The organism is Gordonia zhaorongruii, assembly GCF_007559005.1.
GTDB classification, from domain to species: domain Bacteria; phylum Actinomycetota; class Actinomycetes; order Mycobacteriales; family Mycobacteriaceae; genus Gordonia; species Gordonia zhaorongruii.
The window spans coordinates 501689-520292 of sequence record NZ_CP041763.1; the positions used below are offsets into that span (position 1 = coordinate 501689).

An 18604-nucleotide genomic window follows, 5' to 3' on the forward strand; every position below is an offset into this window, starting at 1 on the left:
CTCTCAGGCGTGGAGAGCGTTCTCAGGCACCGACCGGCGGGACGCAGATGCTGATCGTCGCGCCCATCGGGTCCTTGAAAGCACCGAGGACGCCGAACGGTGTCGCCTCGGGTTCCATGACGACGCTGCCGCCGAGGTCGACGGCGCGCGCGATCGTCGCGGGGGCGTCGTCGACGGTGATGAACCCTTCCCAGAAGGACGGGTGGTCGTCGGGCAGCATTCCCTGCCCGGGCATGAAGCCGCCGACCTGGACCGAGTCGAGCAAGGCCAAGCCGTAGCGGCTCGGGCCGGTCGCATCAGGCGCACCGCCGGTGCCGCCCTCGGTGATGCTCCAGCCGAAGAGTTCGGTGTAGAAGGCGGTCGATGCCGCGAAGTCCATCGTCATCGTCTGGAACCAACACGGTGCGCCCGGCGAATCCATGACGGTGAAGCCCGGGTGCTTCTGCGGCTGCCACAGCGCGAAGGCTGCGCCGGCCGGATCGGCGAGCACCGCCATCACCCCGAGATCGCCGACTGCCATCGCGGGGACCAGCGTGGTCGCGCCCAACGATTCGGCGCGAGTGGCGACGTTGGCCGCGTCCGCGACGTGGAAGTACACCGACCAGGCATCCGCCGGACCGTCCGGACCGGCCTGCACGAGCCCTGCGACCTCCCGGCCGCGCGCCGACAGCATCCGGTAACCGCCGAGAGCGGGATCGGGGTCACTCGCCGTCCAGCCGAAGACCTGCGCATAGAAGCCGGCGGCGCGGTCGGCGTCGCTGGTGGTGAGGTCGAGCCACACAGGGGCACCCATGGGCGCGGAGTAGTCGGGCATCAGGCGGTCCTTTGCGTTTCGGATCCTTCTCCGACGATTGTTCACGCGTCGCGCCCGAGTTTCAGCCGTTCGGCCGACTCACCAGTACCCGTCCGGGTCCTTCGCGGGCGACTCGCGGGGAATGATCCCTTCGGCGACGCCGTGCTGGATACTCGCGGACATTCGCGGGCAGGTGGGGAGCATCGCCGGGTTCCCGCCCTCCTCGCGAATCGCCGTGAACTCCGGGCAACGGGCTCGTGCCTCGTCGTTCCACTGGACGCTCGTGTGGTGCGGGCTCGTCTTCTTGACGAGCACGCAGGCATGGCAGGTGCGGCATTCGATCTCGGTGAGACCGCCCGACAGGTAATGCCTGCGGTCGCGGGCGGTCGCATCGGCGATCGAGGCGAGGCGGGCCGGGTCCCCCGAATAATCGGGGGCCTTGGCCCACCCGCCTGCCGGTTGCTCCTGCGACCCGGGCATCAGACCGACGCGCCCTCGGAGTCTGCGCCCTCGGAGTCCGCGTTCTCGGCAGCCGCGGCTTCTGCGGCCTTCTCCTCCGCCTGGCGCCGCAAATTCTCCTCGACCTCGATATTCCAGTTCTCGAGCGCCTTCTCGGTGTCGATCTCGTACTCGAATCGACCGGACATCTCATCGGTGACGTCCTCGGCGTCCACGTAGTACTGCTCGTACCAGCGGCGGAGCTGGTAGACGGGACCGTCCTCCTCGACCAGCAGCGGGTTGTCGATACGGGTCTTGCCACGCCAGATCTCGACGTCCTGCATGAACCCGACCTCGACGCCCTGGGTGATCTTCTTGACCATCTTGGCGCCCTGCTCGGCGGTGAGGCCGTCGGGGATCTTCGCCATGACGCCGAACATCAGCACGAACGAGTTCTCGTCGATCGGGTAGTGGCAGTTGGTCAGGATGGTCTCGATCGCGTAGTCGCCGTAGTACTGGACCATCGGGTTCAGCATGTAGGACGGACCGTAGTACGCGGCGATCGACTCCAGCCGGGTGTCACCGTACGCCGACGTCAGTGCGATGTCGGGGCGGCCGCGGCTGTTCATGTACTGCGCCGCGGTCTCGCCTTCGAAGACGTTCTTGAAGTAGTCGGGCAGGGCGTAGTGCACGTAGAAGAAGTGCGCCATGTCGACGACGTTGTCGATGATCTCGCGGCAGTTGGAGCCCTCGATGACGAGGCGGTTCCAGGTCCAGTCGGTCCACTGCTCGTCGCCGTGCTCGGCGAGCTCGGGGATGATCACGTCCTCCGGCGGCGGGTTGCCCTCGGGGTCGTTGTAGACGAACGCCTGGCCGTTGCGGGTCATCGTGGACCACTTGCGCGTCTTGGCCAGCTTGGGGTGGCGCTTGGCGTACGGCACGCCGGCGCACCGGCCCTTGCCGTTCCACTCCCAGCCGTGGAAGGCGCACGCGATGTTGTCGCCGCGCAGCTTTCCCTGCGACAGGTCGGCGCCCATGTGGCGGCAGTAGGCATCGAGGCACTTGATCTCTCCGGCGCTGTCGGCCCAGACGACCAGCTTGGTGCCGAAGATCTCGAGGGAGTGCGGCTTTCCGTCGTTGTAGTCGGAGGCCAGCCCGATGCAGTGCCAACCCCGTGCGAAGCGGGTCGGGGGCGCTCCGGTGTCGATCTCCCGAATGTCGGTGTCAGTCATCTCAGTGGCTCCTCATCGATGTCTGCTCGTTGTTGCGGCTGTGATGACTCAATAGTAGAACATGTTCCAGTCAGAATAAGAACGTGTTCTAATATTGGTATCGAAGCCACCAGCCACACGAACAGGAGAAGGCACATGGGAGCACAGCGAAGCGAGGCTGCGCAGCAGGTTCTGGACAAGATCGATGCACTGCTGCCCGAGCTCGCGCAGCGCGCACAGTCCACTGAGGATGCGCGTCGCATCCCTGATGAGGTCGCCGAGCTCCTCACCGAGACCGGGTTCTTCAAGCTGATGCAGCCGTCGCAGTGGGGCGGCCACGAGACCGATCCGGTCACGTTCTACGAGGCGGTTCGTCGATTGGCCACCGCGTGCGGATCCACGGGGTGGGTCGCAGGCATCGTCGGCATCCACAACTGGCATCTGGCCCTCTTCCCGCAGCAGGCGCAGGAAGACGTGTGGGGCGAGAACCCCGACGTCCGGATCTCGTCCTCGTACGCACCGATGGGCGCAGGTGAGGTCGTCGACGGCGGGTACAAGGTCAATGGCTCGTGGGCCTGGTCGTCGGGCTGCGACCTCGGCGAGTGGGTCGTCGTCGGCGGACCCGTCATCAAGGACGGCAAGCCCGTCGACTTCGTCAGCTTCCTGATCCCGCGCGGCGATTACACCATCAAGGACGTGTGGAACGTCGTCGGACTCCGCGGAACCGGCTCCAACACCATCGAGGTGAAGGACGCGTTCGTGCCGACGCATCGCATGCTGAGCTTCCGCACCATGGGCCAGGGCAAGGCGCCCGGCCTGGAGCAGAACACCGCCCCCGTCTACAAGATGCCGTGGGGCACCATCCACCCGTCCACCATCTCGGCGCCGATCGTCGGCATGGCGTACGGCGCGTACACCGCGCACGTCGAGCACCAGGGCAAGCGCGTCCGTGCGGCCTACGCGGGCGAGAAGTCGAAGGACGACCCGTTCGCCAAGGTCCGCATCGCCGAAGCAGGCAGCGACATCGACGCCGCGTGGCGACAGTTGGCGGGCAACCTGCAGGACGAGTACGACCTGATTCTCGCGGGCGAAGAAGTCCCGATGGAGATGCGTCTGTGCGCCCGCCGCGACCAGGTGCGCGCCACCGGCCGCGCCATCACGGCCATCGACCGCCTCTTCGAGAACTCGGGTGCGCACGCCCTGGAGAACGGCACCCCGATCCAGCGCTTCTGGCGTGACGCCCATGCCGGGCGCGTCCACGCGGCCAACGATCCCGAGCGCGCGTACGTCGCCTACGGCAACGGCGAGTTCGGTATCCCCATCGGCGACACGATGGTGTGATCCGGGTCTGAACCCGGGTCCGAACCACCCACCCGACATCGAAGGAACGACGAGAGACGATGACTGAACAGTTGAGCCCGATCAGGTCGCTCGGCTACATGCGGATCGACGCCACCGACATGGATGCATGGCGGCAGTACGGCCTGAAGGTCCTCGGCATGGTGGAGGGCTCCGGGAGCATTCCCGGAGCGCTCTACCTGCGCATGGACGACTTCCCGGCACGGCTGGTGATCGTGCCGTCCGATCGAGATCATCTCGCCTGCTCGGGGTGGGAATGTGCGACCGCGGCTGACCTGCAGAATGTCCGTGACCGACTGTCCGCCAACGGGATCGACTTCCGCGAAGGGACTGCCGAGGAGATCGCCGATCGCCGGGTCGCCGAACTGATCGTGTTCGCCGATCCCGACGGCAACGTCCTCGAGGCGTTCCACGGAGTGGCTCTCCAGCACCGCCGCGTCGTCAGTCAGTACGGGCACACCTTCGTCACGGGGGAGCAGGGGCTCGGCCACGTGGTGCTCACCACCACCGACGATGCGAAGGCCCTCGCGTTCTACCGTGACGTCCTCGGGTTCCGGCTGCGTGACTCGATGCGGCTGCCGCCGCAGGTCGTCGGCCGCGAGGAGGGTGACGAGCCGCCGTGGCTGCGCTTCTTCGGATGCAACCCGCGGCACCACTCGCTCGCGTTCCTGCCGATTCCCAACAGCACCGGGATCGTGCACCTCATGGTCGAGGTCGAGAACACCGACGACGTCGGCCTGGCGCATGACCGTGCGCTGCGGAAGAAGGTGCCGATGTCGGCGACCCTGGGCCGTCACGTCAACGACCTGATGTACTCGTTCTACATGAAGACCCCAGGCGGGTTCGACATCGAATTCGGTTGCGAGGGACGGACAGTGGACGACGACGAGTGGATCGCACGCGAGTCCACCGCCGTCAGCCTGTGGGGGCACGACTTCACAATCGGCATGAAGTAGTCCTGAACGTGCGCACTCGGGATCTGGAGTCGGTGCCGATCTCGAGTGGATGCGTCCAGAACCCAAGCGGCATGAAGAATCCTGAACGGATCACGAAGGGATAACCAATGGCACCCCTATCGCCCTACGGCACAGAAGAATTCGATTCAAGGCAGTTTCGGACGGCGATGGGGCAGTTCTGCACCGGCGTCGCCGTCATCACCACGGTGACCGACGAGGGGAACCCGGTGGGCTTCGCCTGCCAGTCGTTCGCTTGTCTGTCGCTCGACCCGCCGCTCGTCGTCTTCTGCCCGATGAAGACCTCGCGGACGTGGCCGCTGATCGAGCAGAGCGGGACGTTCGTCGTCAACATCCTGTCGAACAAGCAGCAGGATGTGAGTGCGGTGTTCGGCGCGCCGGGCGACGACAAGTTCTCGAAGGTCGACTGGGATCCGTCGCCTGGCGGAGCACCGGTGATCCGGCACAGCCTCACGTGGGCGGAGTGCTCGGTCGAAGCGGTCAACGACGGCGGTGACCATCACGTCGTGATCGGTCGGGCGAAGGTCCTCGGCGAGGTACTCCAGGACAAGCCGCTCCTGTTCTACCGGGGCGGCTACCTGTCGACGGAACACCCCCGCGTCACCCCTGCGGCCGAGGCGCTCGACTACTTCGTCACCTGGAACGGCGGAGATACGTGGTTGTGAGTGGCGGTGATGTGAGTGGCGGGGATGTGAGTAGCGGGGAACCGGGCGACGCGGACGTGACCAAGCCGTTCACCGACGCGATCGCCGAAGCTGAGCGCATGGTGGCATCGGCCGAGTTCGCCGAGACCGATGCCGAACGCGCCGAAGGTCTCGACTACCTGGCGGGCGGGATCTCGTCGATCCTGCAGTTGGCCCGGACGCACAGCAAGACGCATCCGTACTTCGTGACCTCGACCGGACCGCACGCAAAGATGGGCCTCGATAATCCGGACACGCTCTACCACCACGCCGCCGTCGTGCCCGATGCCACATACGTGGTCCGCGGGATCCGTGGAAGCACCACCGATCTGAGTTTTCAGGTCCTGCGGGGCGACTACACGCCGACCGATGTCCCCGGTGGCGACGACGCATTCGACGACCGGCGGATCGCCATCTCCGATGACGGGTCGTTCGAGATCACGTTCGGGCCGGCCCGTGACCGGGCCGATGCAGCGGACGTGAATGCCAGTGGGACGGGCGCAGGCCGGACGCAGAACTACTTCACGCTCGGTGACGGCGCGTCCATGCTCGCCGTGCGCGAGGTGTACAGCGACTGGTCCAGCGAGACGAAGGGATCGATCACGATCGAGCGTGTCGACACGGTGGGCACCGCACCGGCAGCGCTCGACACGGAGACCATCGCGCGCCGCTACCGGATCGCGGCGAAGATGCTGACCGCCCGGATCAACACGTGGTTCAACTTTCCGAAGTGGTTCTACCTGGACGAGCCGGTCAACACGTTCACGGCGCCGCGGACGACCCCGGGCGGCCTCTCGACCCAGTACTCGTCGGTCGGGCATTTCGACCTGCCCGCAGGGAAGTCGATGGTCGTCACCGTGCCCGAGTCGGAAGTGCCCTATCAGGGATTCCAGCTCGGCAGCCTCTGGTACATCTCGCTCGATTACGTGAATCACCAGACGTCGCTCAACTCCGCACAGGCCCAGGTGGACCCGGACGGCATGATCCGCATGGTGATCTCCGACCATGATCCGGGCATCGCGAACTGGATCGAGACGACCGGCCGCCGCCGCGGCATCCTGCAGTTCCGGTGGCAGCGCACGAATGGTCCCGTCGAACCGCTCCTCGGCCCGACTTCGATCGTCGTCGACGACGGAGACGTACCCGTGCACCTCCCGTTCCTCGACCAGAACCGGATCGACGCGGAGGGCTGGCAGGCGCGTATCGCCGCGCGTCAGCGTGCCTTCGCGCGCCGGATGATGGGCTGAATCTCCTCGAAAGGACACCATGCCGAATCTTCTCGACCGCAGAGTCGTCGTCGTCTCCGGCGTCGGGCCCGGCCTTGGCCGTGCCGTCTGCCTGCGTGCCGCGCGCAACGGAGCGAGAGTGGTGCTGGCAGCGCGCACGCAGTCGCGTCTCGACGAGGTCGCCGCGCAGGTGCGAGATGCCGGCGGAGAAGCCCTCGCGGTGCCGACCGACATCACCGACGACGCTGCGGTCGACAACCTCGTGCAAGCCGTGAACGACGAGTACGGGCGCGTGGACGTACTGGTCAACAACGCCTTCGCAGTACCGTCGATGAAGCCGTTGGGCCGCACCGACTTCGAGCAGATCACGTCGAGTATCGATCTGACGGTGCTCGGCACGCTGCGTGTCATCAAGGCGTTCACGCCGGGCCTCGCCGAGACAGCCGGGTCGATCGTGAACATCAACTCGATGGTGATCCGACATTCGGAGCCCCGCTACGGCAGTTACAAGATCGCGAAGTCGGCACTGCTCGCGATGTCCCAGAGCCTTGCGACGGAACTGGGGGAGCAGGGGATCCGGATCAACTCGGTGGCGCCCGGATACATCTGGGACGACCAGTTGAAGTGGTACTTCGGTCAGATCGCCGAGAAGTACGGGATCACCGCCGATCAGGTGTACGAGCAGACCGCCTCGAAGAGCGATCTGAAGCGACTTCCCGAGCCGGAGGAGATCGCCGACGCGGTGATGTTCCTGGCATCCGACATGGCTCGATCGGTCACCGGACACACCCTCGACGTGAACTGCGGGGAATACCATGACTGAACCGCGCACGTCGGTCGGCACCGTGGAGGACCTGCATGCCTCCGCGTCGCGGACCGTCGGACTCGACGACTTCGGTGACCAGGACTACCTGGAGCCGCTGCAGGTACTGCTCGACTCCTATCAGCGCGATGCGGGCCTCACCGAGACCGGCAGCAAGATGTTCCGGTTCTTCCTCAAGGGCGCGCTCATCGCGCGGCTGCTGAGCGAGGCGGGCTGGAAGAACAACCCGCAGTGCGCCGACGTGCCGATCGAGCGGCCGATCTTCGTCACCGGACTGCCGCGCACCGGTACCACCGCCTTGCATCGTCTTCTCGCCGCCGATCCCGCGCACCAGGGCCTGGAGATGTGGCTGACCGAGTTTCCGCAACCCCGCCCGCCGCGTGACACGTGGGAGGACAACCCGGTCTTCGCGCAGATCGAAGCCGGTCTCAACCAGCATCACGTCGCGAATCCGGAGTTCATGGGCCTCCACTACATGAGTGCCGGCGAGGTGGAGGAGTGCTGGCAGCTGCTGCGGCAGTCCGTCATGTCGATCTCGTACGAATCGCTCGCGTACGTGCCGGGCTACTCGTCGTGGCTCGCACAGCAGGATTGGACTCCTGCGTACCGACGGCATCGGCGCAATCTGCAGCTGATCGGGTCGAATGACCCGGAGCGACGGTGGGTGCTGAAGAACCCGAGCCACCTGTTCGCGTTGGACGCCCTGATGGCGGCGTACCCGGATGCGCTCATCGTGCAGACGCATCGCCCACCGGAGACGATCATCCCGTCTATGTGCAGCCTCGCTGAGCACGCGACCGACGGCTACTCGACGGTCTTCACCGGGGAGCGGATCGGGCAGACGCAACTCGAGTTGTGGTCCAGGGGACTGCGCGAATTCTCTTCGGCTCGAGCGAAGTACGACCCGGCTCAGTTCGTGGACGTCGAGTTCGACGAACTGCGCGCCGACCCGTTCGCCGCGGTGCAACGGGTGTACGACGCGGCAGGCGCCGAATTCACCCGCGATGCACGCGACGCGATGACCGTGCTCGACGAGGAGTCGAAGTCCGGCGACCGCCGCCCTGCGCACAAGTACTCGCTGGAGGACTACGGTCTCACCGCCGCACAGGTGCGTGCCGCTTTCGCGTGAGCGTACGGCGGGATTTCGACTCTCCCTCGCTCCGCTCGGTCGGCTCAATCATCGAGTGGGGTCCCGGTGGTCGAGCCCTCCGCGAAACCGGTCGGTCACTCGGTGGTCGAACTTTCCTCGGTGGTTGAGCCTCCTCGGTGGTTGAGCTTCCCTCGGAGGTTGAGCCGCGGGCGAGGCGTTAGCCGAGGACGCGTGTCGAAACCACGCGACGCCGTTCACCCGTCGCCCGACTCCGTGCTCGGCCGGAACCCGCGCCTGGACAGGCCCGGCAACTGGTCGTAAGCACCGTCGATCGACGCCTTGCGCTTGGCCCGGGACCAGCCTTGCACTCGCTTCTCCATTGAGAAGGCCTCGGCGACGTTCTCGAACTCGGCGACGAACTTCAGCTCGATCGGCCTGCGTCGTCGGGTGTACTCGGCACCGAGTCCGACGCTGTGCTGGTGCACGCGCGCATCCACGTTGCGGGTACTGCCGACGTAGTAGGAGCCGTCTGCGCATTGCACGATGTACATGTAGGCCGTCATGGGAATCAGTCTCCGGACGGACCGGCGTGGGGTCGAGCGGGTCGTGCACAGGGGCATGGTTTCGACTCGCGTCCTCGGCTGGCGCCTCGGCCGCGGCTCAACCAGCGAGTAGGGCGGTCTGCGGATCAACCTGCGGGTAGGGCGGGGTGCAGCTCAACCAGCGAATAGGGCGAGCTGGGGCTCAACCAGCGAGGAGGGACGGGTTGCGGCTCAACCAGCGAGGGGACGGGTCGCGGCTCGACCAGCGAGGCTGGGACTACTGCAGCGAGATCTCGGCGAGGGCCTCGTGGGGGCGGCCGAAGAGCTGGGCGTCAGCGTTGGCACGCTTGAAGAACAGGCCGATGTCGTGCTCCCAGGTGATGCCGATTCCGCCGTGCAGCTGGATGGCCTCACCGGTCACGCGCAGGTACTCCTCGGAGCAGTAGGCGTGGGCGGCGGCCGCGAGCTCGGCGGCATCGTCACGGCCCTCGACCAGAGCGGCGACGGCGGCGCCGGACAGCGAGCGCATCGCCTCCACCGACACGTACATGTCGGCCATTCTGTGCTTCAGCGCCTGGAAGGACGCCAGAGTGCGCCCGAACTGCGAACGCGACTGCGTGTACTCGACGGTCAACGCAACCGCGCGGGCGGCACCGCCGACCTGCTCGGCCGACAGCATCGTCCAGGCGAGCGTGCGGACGCGTTCAGCGAGGTCCGGAGGCGAGGCGATTGTGGTGGCCGGCACGTCGTCGAAGGTGACGCGAGCCAGGGCGCGGGTCGGATCGAGGACGGGCAGCGCAGTCACCGTGACACCGGGAGTGGACGCCGGGATCTCATGCAGGGTGATGGCGGCTGGGTCGTCGTCGGTGCCCGCGAGCACGAGGAACACGTCCGCGGACTCGCCGTCGAGAACGTAGTCGGCTGTGCCCGAGAGCATCCCGGCGTTCGCGGTGACACCGGGATCGGCCCACCCCTGCGGGCCCGCCCAGCAGAGGGCGCCGATGGTCTCGCCGGACGCGAGGCCGGGCAGGAGCCTGGCTGCGGAGTCGGGGTCGTCGGCGGCCAGCACCGTGCCGACCGCCAGCACCGCAGAGGAGAGGACGGGAACGGGTGCGAGCGCCGCACCGATCTCCTCGACGGCCAGAGCGGCTTCACCCCATGAGGCGCCCGCGCCGTCGTGATCCTCGTCGACGGCGAGTGCGGCGACGCCGATCTCGGTGCAGAGGGTGGTCCAGAGGCTCCGGTCGACGCGACCGTCCGCCGCCATGGCGGCACGCACCGCGGCGGGGTCACTGCGCTTGCGCAGCAGGTCGCGGATCGAGTCGGTGAGCGCGGCGCGATCCTCGGCGCCGATCGGGGAGGTCACAGGCTCTCCAGAATCCGGGCGCGATGGTAGGCGGGCGTGCCCCACGCGGTGAGGAGTGCTCGGGTCTTCGTGAGATACAGCGAGAGATCGTGCTCGGCCGTGTAACCGATGGCGCCGAGCACCTGCAACGCGCGACGCGATGCCAGGTAGGCGGCGTCACCCGCGGCGACCTTGGCCGCTGCGACGTCGCGGCTCACAACGGTGCCTTCGGGCGCTTGGCCGTCGATGCCGACAGCGGCGCCGTGGACCAGCGGACGAGCCATCTCGACGGCGACCGCGACGTCGGCCAGATGGTGTTTCACCGCCTGGAACGAGCCGATCTCCCGGCCGAACTGCTTGCGTGACTTGGCGTAGTCAGCGGCGAGGTCCAGCATGGCCGAGCCCAGCCCGAGGAGCTGGGCTGCGGTCGCGAGCGCGCCGATATCGGCGGCAGCGGCGGTATCGACGTCGCCGAGGCCGCGATCGGCGGTGAGCACCGCGACGCGTCTCGTCGGGTCGACGGTGTCGAGGAGTTCGCCTGCGGTGGCTGTGGAGACTGCTCCGTCGGCCAGCAGGTACGCGTCTGCGACGTCCGGGTTGGCGGCACGCGGAGTCGCGGGTGGGAGCGCTGCGGTAGCGGGAGTGCCGGCCAGGACGGCTTCGAGCTCATTGGATGCGCTCGCGGCAGCGAGCACCGTGGGGACCACGGCCAGGGTCTCGGTGGCCGGGCCGGGCAGCGCGTACCGGCCCACGTGCTCGAGTGCCATCACCATCTCGGTGGCGCCTGCACCACTGCCGCCGACATCGTCGGGGACGAGCAGCCCGGTGATGCCGGCCTCGGCCAGCTGTCGGTAGACGCTCAGGGCTCCGTCGGTGTCTCCGGACTCCGCCCACGCACGGGCAACCGAGATGCCGCCCGCGCGTTCGATGATGCCGTCGACGGTCTGCGCCAGATCGGTGTGAATGTCGTTGAGCAGGAATTCCATGACTATCGGTCTCCGCGGGGCAGGCCGAGGAGTCGCTCGGCGATCACATTGCGCTGAATCTCGTTGGTGCCGGCATAGATCGGACCGGACAGCGAGAACAGGTAGCCGCTCATCCAGGCGTCGTCGAGTTCGGCGTCCGGCCCCAGCAGGTCGAGGGCGGTCTCGTGAGTCGCGATGTCCCACTGCGACCAGAACACCTTGTTGATAGACGATTCCATGCCGAGTTGTCCGCCGGCTGCGAGCCTGCTCACCGTCTGATAGGTCGACAGTTCGTAGGCACGGGCACCGATCCAGGCGTCGGCGACGCCCGTGTCGGTGGCTGCGGTGGTGGGAACCTCGTCTCCCCGCGACTTCCACAGGGAGACGAGGCGATCGGTGGCGGCGAGGAACCGGCCCGGTGACCGCAGCGAGAGGCCGCGCTCGTTGGCGGCCGTGCTCATGGCCACCTTCCAGCCGTTGTTCACTTCGCCGATGACGCCGGACGCGCCGGGGTCGGCGGGATCGTCGGGCACGAACACGTTCTCCAGGAACAGCTCCGCGAAACCTGGCTCGCCGTCGAGCTGGGCGATCGGGCGCACGGTGACTCCCTGAGCGCGCAGGTCGAACATGAAATAGGTGAGCCCGCGGTGACGCTGCGCTTCCCTGTCGGAGCGGAAGAGGCCGAAACCCCAGTCTGCGAAGCTCGACCTGGAACTCCACGTCTTCTGCCCGTTCAGCAGCCAGCCGCCTTCGGTGCGGGTCGCCGTCGAACGGAGCGACGCCAGGTCGCTGCCCGCTTCGGGTTCGCTCCACGCCTGCCCCCAGATGTCGGCGGCACGTGCCATGCGCGGCATGATCCGGGCCAGCTGCTCCGGGGTCGCGTGCTCGAAAAGCGTTGGGGCGAGCAGGAAGATGCCGTTCTGGCTCACGCGACCGGGCGCGCCGGATCGGTAGTACTCCTCCTCGAAGATGAGCCAATGCAGCAATGGCACGTCGCGGCCGCCGAACTCCTCGGGCCAGCTGACCACCGACATCCGGGCGTCGGCCATCTTCGACTCCCACTCGCGGTGGGCCTCGAAGCCCTCGGCGGTGTCCATGGAGGGGAGCGGGGTGGACGGCACGTTGTCGGTGAGCCAGGAGCGCACCTCGGTACGGAACGCCTGAGCGGCGTCGTCGAACAGGAGATCCATCAGGGCTTGCCCTTCTCTGACTCGGAGCTCTTGGCGGCTGCGCCCTTCATGGACTTGGCGTCCATGCCGCCGAGTGAATCGCCGCCGTCCTCGGCGTTCGCCGCGTGTGCGTAGTGGTGCCAGCCGAACACGGAATCCATCGCGTTGCGCATGCCCATCTGGTCTTCGCAGATGTTGACGGCCTTCTTACTCAAGAACAGGCCCTGCAGCGGCATCGCGGCGGCCTGCTCGCAGATCTCGTCGACCTTGGCGGCGAGATCGTCGCGTGGCACGACGTGGTTGACCATTCCCCAGTCGAGGGCCTGGTTCGCGGTGAAGCGCTGCCCGGTGAAGAGGATCTCCTTGGCGCGACGCGGTCCGAGAACGAAGGCATGCGCGAAGTACTCGACGCCGGGAATGCCCATGCGCGCGACCGGGTCCGAGAAGAACGCGTCGTCGGAGGCGACGATGAAGTCCGCGGACCAGGCGAGCATCATCCCGCCGGCGATGCAGGCGCCGTGCACCTGTGCGATCACCGGTTTCGGTATCTCCCGCCACCGGCGGCACATGCCCATGTAGACCTCGGTCTCGCGGGCGAGGCGCTGATCGGCACCGCTCTTATCGGTGTGGTCCCAGTGCAGGGTGGCGACGTTGTCGTAGTAGGTGTCGAAGTCGCGTTCTGGCGTTCCGATGTCGTGGCCCGCAGAGAAGTGCTTGCCGTTGGCTCGCAGCACGATCACCTTCACGGAGGCGTCGTCGACGGCCTTGCGGAACGCGGCGTCGAGCGAGTACGTCATCACCGAGTTCTGTGCGTTGCGGTAGTCGGGCCGGTTCAGCGTCACATATGCGACGGCGCCGTCCGGACCGCCCGTCTCGTAAGCGACGGGCGCGGTGTCCGGGCCGAGGTCGTCGGGGCCGAGCGGCGGAGGGATCACGGCGTTGCTCATGCCTCCAGACTCTAACCTAGCAAGTGCTTGGTTGGTAGTCCGGGGACGATCCGTGGGCGATCAGGCCCGGGCGTGGGCCAGAACCGAGCCGATCGGGACGCTCACGGCCAGCACGATCAGGACCGCGACGTAGACGAAGGCAGCGGTGCGACGGGTGCGCAGGAGGGGCCAGGCGGTCCAGGCGGTCACCGCAAGGGTCGCGAAGAGGAGGACGGAACCCGCGTCGGTGACCAGCGGAACCGAGGCCAGCGATCCCACGATCACCAGGGCGTTCGCGACGCCCCAGCCGGCCAGTTGCCATACGCGTGTCCGTGCTCGGATCGCGGTCGTCAGATGCTGCTGAGCCGCTCCGATCACGATGAGTGCCACGCCGCAGACCAGGACCAGGTAGGCGGCGAGCCAGCTGCCCTTCGTCAGATCGAGTGGCCCGGCGACGGCGGCGACCAGGCCGCCGATGATCACGAACGCCGACCCGGCGGCGGTGTGCGGATCGACATCGACCCGGTAGCGGCTCGCGGTCACTGCGAGCTGCCCGACAGCTGGGCCAGACAGTGATCTCCGTCGACGAATGCGTCGAGACGGGTGACGGTGCGCCCGTCCCGGTGGGCATCGAGCACGCCCTGCATCAGTCCCCTGTGCACGGAACAGGTGACCCCCGGGCGGCGCCGCGCCGCTTCGAGGAACGGGCAGCGGTCGAGTCGGATGGCGGCGCCGTCGACCGACGGTGCGAAACCCATGTCGTCGAGGACGTCGACCACGTCCGACGCCGCTTCCACGTCGGGTCTCGCGCGGCCGCGTCCGAGTTCGCGGCCTGCGGTCATGGCCCGCTGCTGGCCGTCCGGCGTGTCACCCAGTGCGTCCACCAGGGCCTGTGCGAGGAATCCGTAATCCCGCGGTCCCGCGGGATCCATCGCCTGCCGGGAGCGGTACCGCATCTGCGGCCGACCGCGTCCGGATCCGGATTCGGGCCGCGCCTCGACCAGGCCGTCGTCGGACAGCGACTTGAGATGGAAGCGGACCGTCGTCTGCGGTGTGCCGAGCCGCGTGGCCAGGTCGGCGACCGTCACCGGCGACGCCGCGTCGCGCAGCGCTTGGAGAACAGTGGCGCGGAGACTCATCAGCCGTCGACCGCCTGCGGTGGCAACGACCTCACGAGCGGTGCGTCCGACCCCGTCGGTCCCAGCTTGGCGGCACCACCCGGCGACCCGAGCGGCTCGGACCGTCCGGGCAGCACCTCGGTGAAGAACTCGGCGTTGTCGTTCAGGTACGGCTCCCACTCCTCGGGGGTGTCGTCCTCGTAGAAGATCGCCTCGACCGGGCACACCGGCTCGCACGCGCCGCAGTCGACGCACTCGTCCGGGTGGATGTAGAGCGAGCGGCCGCCTTCGTAGATGCAGTCGACGGGGCACTCCTCTACGCAGGCACGATCCAGCACGTCGACGCAGGGGAGTGCGATCACGTACGTCATGTCGTCACCGCCCCGCGCCCAGCGGTTCGATGGTCAGCGTGGGTTCCCGGTGGGAATGGACGGTGAGGTAGCTGAGGCCGTCCGGGCCCGCGGTGAACGAGCGACGCGACCGGGCCGGAAGCCAGAGCAGATCGCCTGCGCCGACCTCGAGGCCGTCCGCATCGGTGCCGACGGTGCCCGACCCGGCGATCACGTGCACCAGGACGTCGACCTCGCCGCCTTCGTGCGATGCGATCTCGCCGCCGCCCGCGAGGCGGATCAGGTTGGAATCCAGTCCCCGGTCCTTCGCCTGCAGCTTCCACGCGACGTCCGCGGCGTCGACGGGCTGCTGAGTCAGGTCCGCGGTGTTGCCGAGCTTGCGGGGCGGGGTGGCGGCGGTGGTCTTGCCGATCCGGACCCGGTAGTCGCGCTTCTCGCGGACCAGGTAATCCCACGAGTAGCCGCCCGCACGGTCGGCCTCGAACTCGTCGTGCAGGTGGCGCGGGTCGTGATCGTTGACGAGGATGATCGCCTCGCCGACGTCGAGGCCGTCGAACAACGAGAAGATCTTGGGGTGCCGCTGGGGTTTGGGGATCTCGCGGACGTCGAGGGTGATGTCGGGCATGGCGGACCTCCTGATTAAAAACAATTGATACTTGTAAAAAGTGTAGCGCGCTGAACGATATTCGCGGCAACCGCGCGGCAACCCGGCTTCGACGTCGATCTGGGTCACAGTGGGATAGTCGTGGGGGAGCGACACCGTAACCCGACATGCCCATAGGAGGCTTCTCGCAGTGATCGAGGAACTCGAAGCCGAATCGGTTCACATCTTCCGGGAGGTCGCCGCCACGTTCGAGCGCCCCGTCATGCTGTTCTCCGGCGGCAAGGACTCGGTGGTGATGTTTCACCTCGCCCGCAAGGCGTTCTGGCCCGCGCCCATGCCGTTCCCGCTGATGCACGTGGACACCGGCCACAATTTCGACGAGGTGATCGAGTTCCGCGACCGCATCGTCGAGAAGACCGGCGCGCGGCTCGTGGTGAGCAGCGTCCAGGACGACATCGACGCGGGACGCATCGTCGAGAAGACCGGCCCGGGCACCTCGCGGAACCGGCTGCAGACCACCGCGCTGCTGCGCGGCATCCGCGAAGGAAAGTACGACGCGGTGTTCGGCGGCGCCCGGCGGGACGAGGAGAAGGCTCGCGCCAAGGAGCGCGTCTTCAGCTTCCGGGACTCGTTCGGTGCGTGGGATCCCCGTAACCAGCGCCCCGAGCTCTGGAATCTGTACAACGGCAGATACTCGCCGGGTGAGCACATCCGCGTGTTCCCGCTCAGTAACTGGACCGAGCACGACATCTGGGAGTACATCGCGGTGGAGGACATCGAGCTTCCGCCCATCTACTACGCGCACGAGCGATCGGTGGTGCCGCGCGACGGCATGCTCCTCGCTGACACCAGGTTCCTGGAGCGGTACCCGGACGAGACGTCGCACGTCGCGCGGGTGCGGTTCCGCACGGTCGGCGACGCGACATGCACCGGGTGCGTCGAGAGCGACGCCGACACCAACGAGAAGGTGATCGCCGAGGTGGCCTCGACCCGCGTGACCGAACGCGGTGCCACCCGCGCCGACGACCGGATCTCCGAAGCGGGCATGGAAGACCGCAAGAAGGAGGGCTACTTCTGATGAATGCGGCACCAGACAACCCGGGCCCCGAGGTTCAGCGGTCGGACCTGTTGCGGATCGCGACCGCGGGCAGCGTCGACGACGGCAAGTCGACCCTCATCGGACGGTTGCTGTTCGATTCGAAGTCGATCTTCAGCGACCAACTCGACGCCGTCGAACGCACCAGTGCGCAACGTGGCGATGAGACGGCCGACCTGTCGCTCCTGACCGACGGCCTGCGGGCCGAACGCGAGCAGGGCATCACGATCGACGTCGCGTATCGCTACTTCTCGACGCCGACCCGCAAGTTCATCATCGCCGACTCGCCGGGGCACGTGCAGTACACGCGCAACATGGTGACAGGCGCGTCCACTGCGGAGCTGGCGATCATCCTGGTCGACGGGCGCAAGGGCGTTCTCGAGCAGACGAAGCGGCATGCGTTCCTGTCATCGCTGTTGGGGATTCCGCATCTGACGGTCTGCGTCAACAAGATGGATCTCGTCGACTACTCGCAGGAACGTTACGAGGAGATCGTCGACGACTTCACGGCGTTCGCCGCGAAACTCAACGTCACCGATGTCACCTTCATCCCGATCTCGGCGCTGCGCGGTGACAACGTCGTCGACCGGTCGGCGAACACGCCGTGGTACGACGGTCGCTCGCTGCTCGGGCACCTGGAGAACGTGCACATCGCATCCGACCGCAACCTGATCGACGCGCGGTTCCCGGTGCAATATGTGATCCGGCCGCAGCGCGGTGACGGTTTCGACCATCGGGCATTCGCCGGAACCGTTGCCGGAGGCGGGCTCTCGGTCGGTGACGACGTGGTTGCCCTGCCCGGCGGGTTCGGTACCACGATCTCGAAGATCTGGGGCCCTGGCGGAAGCGAACTCACGGAAGCTGTTGCAGGATCGGCGATCTCGATCGAATTGGATGACGAGATCGACATCGTCCGCGGCGACATGATCGTCCGGCCCAACAACCGGCCGCACGTGGGGCGCGACCTCGACGCGATGGTCTGCTGGTTCTCCGAGACGAGCGCACTCGACGTCGGGAACACCTATCGGATGCTGTGCGGCACCCGCGACACCAGAGCTTCCGTCACATCGCTCAACTATCGTCTCGACGTCAACTCGCTGCACCGTGATAAGGACGCGAACGAATTGGCGCTCAACGAGATCGGGCGCGTGACCCTGCATTGTCAGCGGCCGATGATGTTCGACGAGTACCGCCGCAACCGGGACACCGGCAGCTTCATCCTGATCGACGAGTCGACCAACGCAACGGTGGCCGCAGGAATGATCGGCGCACCGGTCAGCCATGACTCCAACGTGGTGTGGCAGACGGGCAAGGTATCCCGTGAGCATCGGGCCCATCAGGGGTCGACGATCTGGCTGACGGGGTTGTCCGGGTCCGGGAAATCGACCATCGCAACCGAACTGGAGCGACGTCTCGTCGCCGGCGGACGCCCGGCTTACCTGCTCGATGGCGACAATCTGCGCCACGGGCTCAACGCAGACCTCGGCTTCAGCGACGACGATCGCCGCGAGAACATCCGCCGCAGCGCCGAGGTCGCGTCGCTGTTCGCGGATTCCGGTGCGGTCGCGCTCGTCTCGCTGATCAGCCCGTTCGCCGCCGAACGCCAACGGGCGCGGGAGATTCACGACTCCCGCGGGCTTCCGTTCTTCGAGGTGTTCGTCGACACCCCGCTCGATGACTGCGAAGCGCGCGACCCGAAGGGGCTCTACGCCAAGGCCCGGTCCGGCGAGATCAGTCAGTTCACCGGGATCGACTCACCGTATGAGCGGCCCGTGACGCCCGAGTTGGTGGTCCGTCCGGGAGACGGATCACCTGCGGAGGTCGCAGAGCTCATCCTGCAGCGGTTGGGGTTGTAAGGGGCGCTCGCCGGCTGCATTGCAGCCGGCGAGGAT

Annotated in this window: 19 protein-coding genes and 1 pseudogene; 8 read left to right on the forward strand and 12 right to left on the reverse strand. The window is 67.1% G+C overall.

Annotated elements, in window-relative coordinates:
* Positions 1-22: 22 nt before the first annotated feature.
* The 3 genes from FO044_RS02250 to FO044_RS02260 all read right to left on the reverse strand — a co-directional run bounded on the left by FO044_RS02250 (position 23) and on the right by FO044_RS02260 (position 2463).
* Positions 23-814, reverse strand: a complete 792-nt coding sequence (locus FO044_RS02250) for a VOC family protein (RefSeq protein WP_132993050.1) — start codon at positions 812-814, stop codon at positions 23-25.
* A 78-nt stretch (positions 815-892) separates the two neighbouring features.
* Positions 893-1273, reverse strand: coding sequence for a hypothetical protein (locus FO044_RS02255; protein ID WP_132993051.1), 381 nt, complete (start codon positions 1271-1273; stop codon positions 893-895).
* Positions 1273-2463 (reverse strand): 3-ketosteroid-9-alpha-monooxygenase, oxygenase component, encoded by a 1191-nt coding sequence (locus tag FO044_RS02260; protein WP_132993052.1) that lies wholly within the window; start codon positions 2461-2463, stop codon positions 1273-1275. The genes FO044_RS02255 and FO044_RS02260 overlap by 1 nt, the downstream gene beginning before the upstream one ends.
* Before the next feature lie 135 nt (positions 2464-2598).
* On the opposite strand from FO044_RS02260, the gene hsaA reads away from it, so the two are divergent.
* The 6 genes from hsaA to FO044_RS02290 all read left to right on the forward strand — a co-directional run bounded on the left by hsaA (position 2599) and on the right by FO044_RS02290 (position 8636).
* On the forward strand, positions 2599-3783 hold the full coding sequence (hsaA, locus tag FO044_RS02265) for a 3-hydroxy-9,10-secoandrosta-1,3,5(10)-triene-9,17-dione monooxygenase oxygenase subunit (RefSeq protein WP_132993053.1): 1185 nt from the start codon (positions 2599-2601) through the stop codon (positions 3781-3783).
* A gap of 59 nt (positions 3784-3842) precedes the next feature.
* On the forward strand, positions 3843-4757 hold the full coding sequence (gene hsaC / locus FO044_RS02270; RefSeq protein ID WP_132993054.1) for an iron-dependent extradiol dioxygenase HsaC: 915 nt from the start codon (positions 3843-3845) through the stop codon (positions 4755-4757).
* A gap of 107 nt (positions 4758-4864) precedes the next feature.
* Positions 4865-5440, forward strand: a complete 576-nt coding sequence (gene hsaB / locus FO044_RS02275) for a 3-hydroxy-9,10-secoandrosta-1,3,5(10)-triene-9,17-dione monooxygenase reductase subunit (protein WP_132993055.1) — start codon at positions 4865-4867, stop codon at positions 5438-5440.
* A gap of 26 nt (positions 5441-5466) precedes the next feature.
* Positions 5467-6705: a hypothetical protein gene (locus FO044_RS02280; RefSeq protein WP_132993056.1), complete on the forward strand. Its 1239-nt coding sequence runs from the start codon at positions 5467-5469 to the stop codon at positions 6703-6705.
* A 19-nt stretch (positions 6706-6724) separates the two neighbouring features.
* On the forward strand, positions 6725-7507 hold the full coding sequence (locus FO044_RS02285; RefSeq protein WP_132993057.1) for an SDR family oxidoreductase: 783 nt from the start codon (positions 6725-6727) through the stop codon (positions 7505-7507).
* Positions 7500-8636 (forward strand): sulfotransferase family protein, encoded by a 1137-nt coding sequence (locus FO044_RS02290; RefSeq protein ID WP_143965300.1) that lies wholly within the window; start codon positions 7500-7502, stop codon positions 8634-8636. The genes FO044_RS02285 and FO044_RS02290 overlap by 8 nt, the downstream gene beginning before the upstream one ends.
* A 215-nt stretch (positions 8637-8851) precedes the next feature.
* Here FO044_RS02290 and FO044_RS02295 read toward each other — a convergent pair whose 3' ends face one another.
* The 9 genes from FO044_RS02295 to FO044_RS02335 form a co-directional block, all read right to left on the reverse strand.
* A complete protein-coding gene (locus FO044_RS02295) occupies positions 8852-9160 on the reverse strand; it encodes a GIY-YIG nuclease family protein (RefSeq protein WP_132993059.1) in 309 nt (102 codons plus the stop codon).
* Between the two features lie 256 nt (positions 9161-9416).
* The gene (locus tag FO044_RS02300; RefSeq protein ID WP_132993060.1) at positions 9417-10505 is read right to left on the reverse strand and encodes an acyl-CoA dehydrogenase family protein; all 1089 of its coding nucleotides are present in this window, start codon (positions 10503-10505) and stop codon (positions 9417-9419) included.
* Entirely contained in the window at positions 10502-11470 is a 969-nt protein-coding gene (locus FO044_RS02305) for an acyl-CoA dehydrogenase family protein (RefSeq protein ID WP_132993061.1), read from the reverse strand. Before FO044_RS02305 ends, FO044_RS02300 begins: the two co-directional genes overlap by 4 nt.
* A gap of 2 nt (positions 11471-11472) precedes the next feature.
* Positions 11473-12639, reverse strand: a complete 1167-nt coding sequence (locus FO044_RS02310; RefSeq protein ID WP_132993062.1) for an acyl-CoA dehydrogenase family protein — start codon at positions 12637-12639, stop codon at positions 11473-11475.
* Positions 12639-13565: an enoyl-CoA hydratase gene (locus tag FO044_RS02315; RefSeq protein ID WP_132993063.1), complete on the reverse strand. Its 927-nt coding sequence runs from the start codon at positions 13563-13565 to the stop codon at positions 12639-12641. Before FO044_RS02315 ends, FO044_RS02310 begins: the two co-directional genes overlap by 1 nt.
* 60 nt (positions 13566-13625) lie before the next feature.
* On the reverse strand, positions 13626-14087 hold the full coding sequence (locus tag FO044_RS02320) for a hypothetical protein (protein WP_132993064.1): 462 nt from the start codon (positions 14085-14087) through the stop codon (positions 13626-13628).
* A complete protein-coding gene (locus FO044_RS02325) occupies positions 14084-14683 on the reverse strand; it encodes a helix-turn-helix transcriptional regulator (RefSeq protein ID WP_132993065.1) in 600 nt (199 codons plus the stop codon). The genes FO044_RS02320 and FO044_RS02325 overlap by 4 nt, the downstream gene beginning before the upstream one ends.
* On the reverse strand, positions 14683-15033 hold the full coding sequence (gene fdxA, locus FO044_RS02330) for a ferredoxin (RefSeq protein WP_132993066.1): 351 nt from the start codon (positions 15031-15033) through the stop codon (positions 14683-14685). Before fdxA ends, FO044_RS02325 begins: the two co-directional genes overlap by 1 nt.
* 4 nt (positions 15034-15037) lie before the next feature.
* The gene (locus FO044_RS02335; RefSeq protein WP_132993067.1) at positions 15038-15637 is read right to left on the reverse strand and encodes a DUF2249 domain-containing protein; all 600 of its coding nucleotides are present in this window, start codon (positions 15635-15637) and stop codon (positions 15038-15040) included.
* 151 nt (positions 15638-15788) lie between these two features.
* Between FO044_RS02335 and cysD the strand changes: the two are divergent.
* Together cysD and cysC are read left to right on the forward strand one after the other, a co-directional pair.
* Positions 15789-16694 (forward strand): annotated as a pseudogene (gene cysD / locus FO044_RS02340) (sulfate adenylyltransferase subunit CysD); the annotation flags it as partial.
* On the forward strand, positions 16694-18568 hold the full coding sequence (gene cysC / locus FO044_RS02345) for an adenylyl-sulfate kinase (protein WP_132993069.1): 1875 nt from the start codon (positions 16694-16696) through the stop codon (positions 18566-18568). The pseudogene cysD and the gene cysC, both read left to right, overlap by 1 nt.
* The last annotated feature ends 36 nt before the right edge of the window (positions 18569-18604 follow it).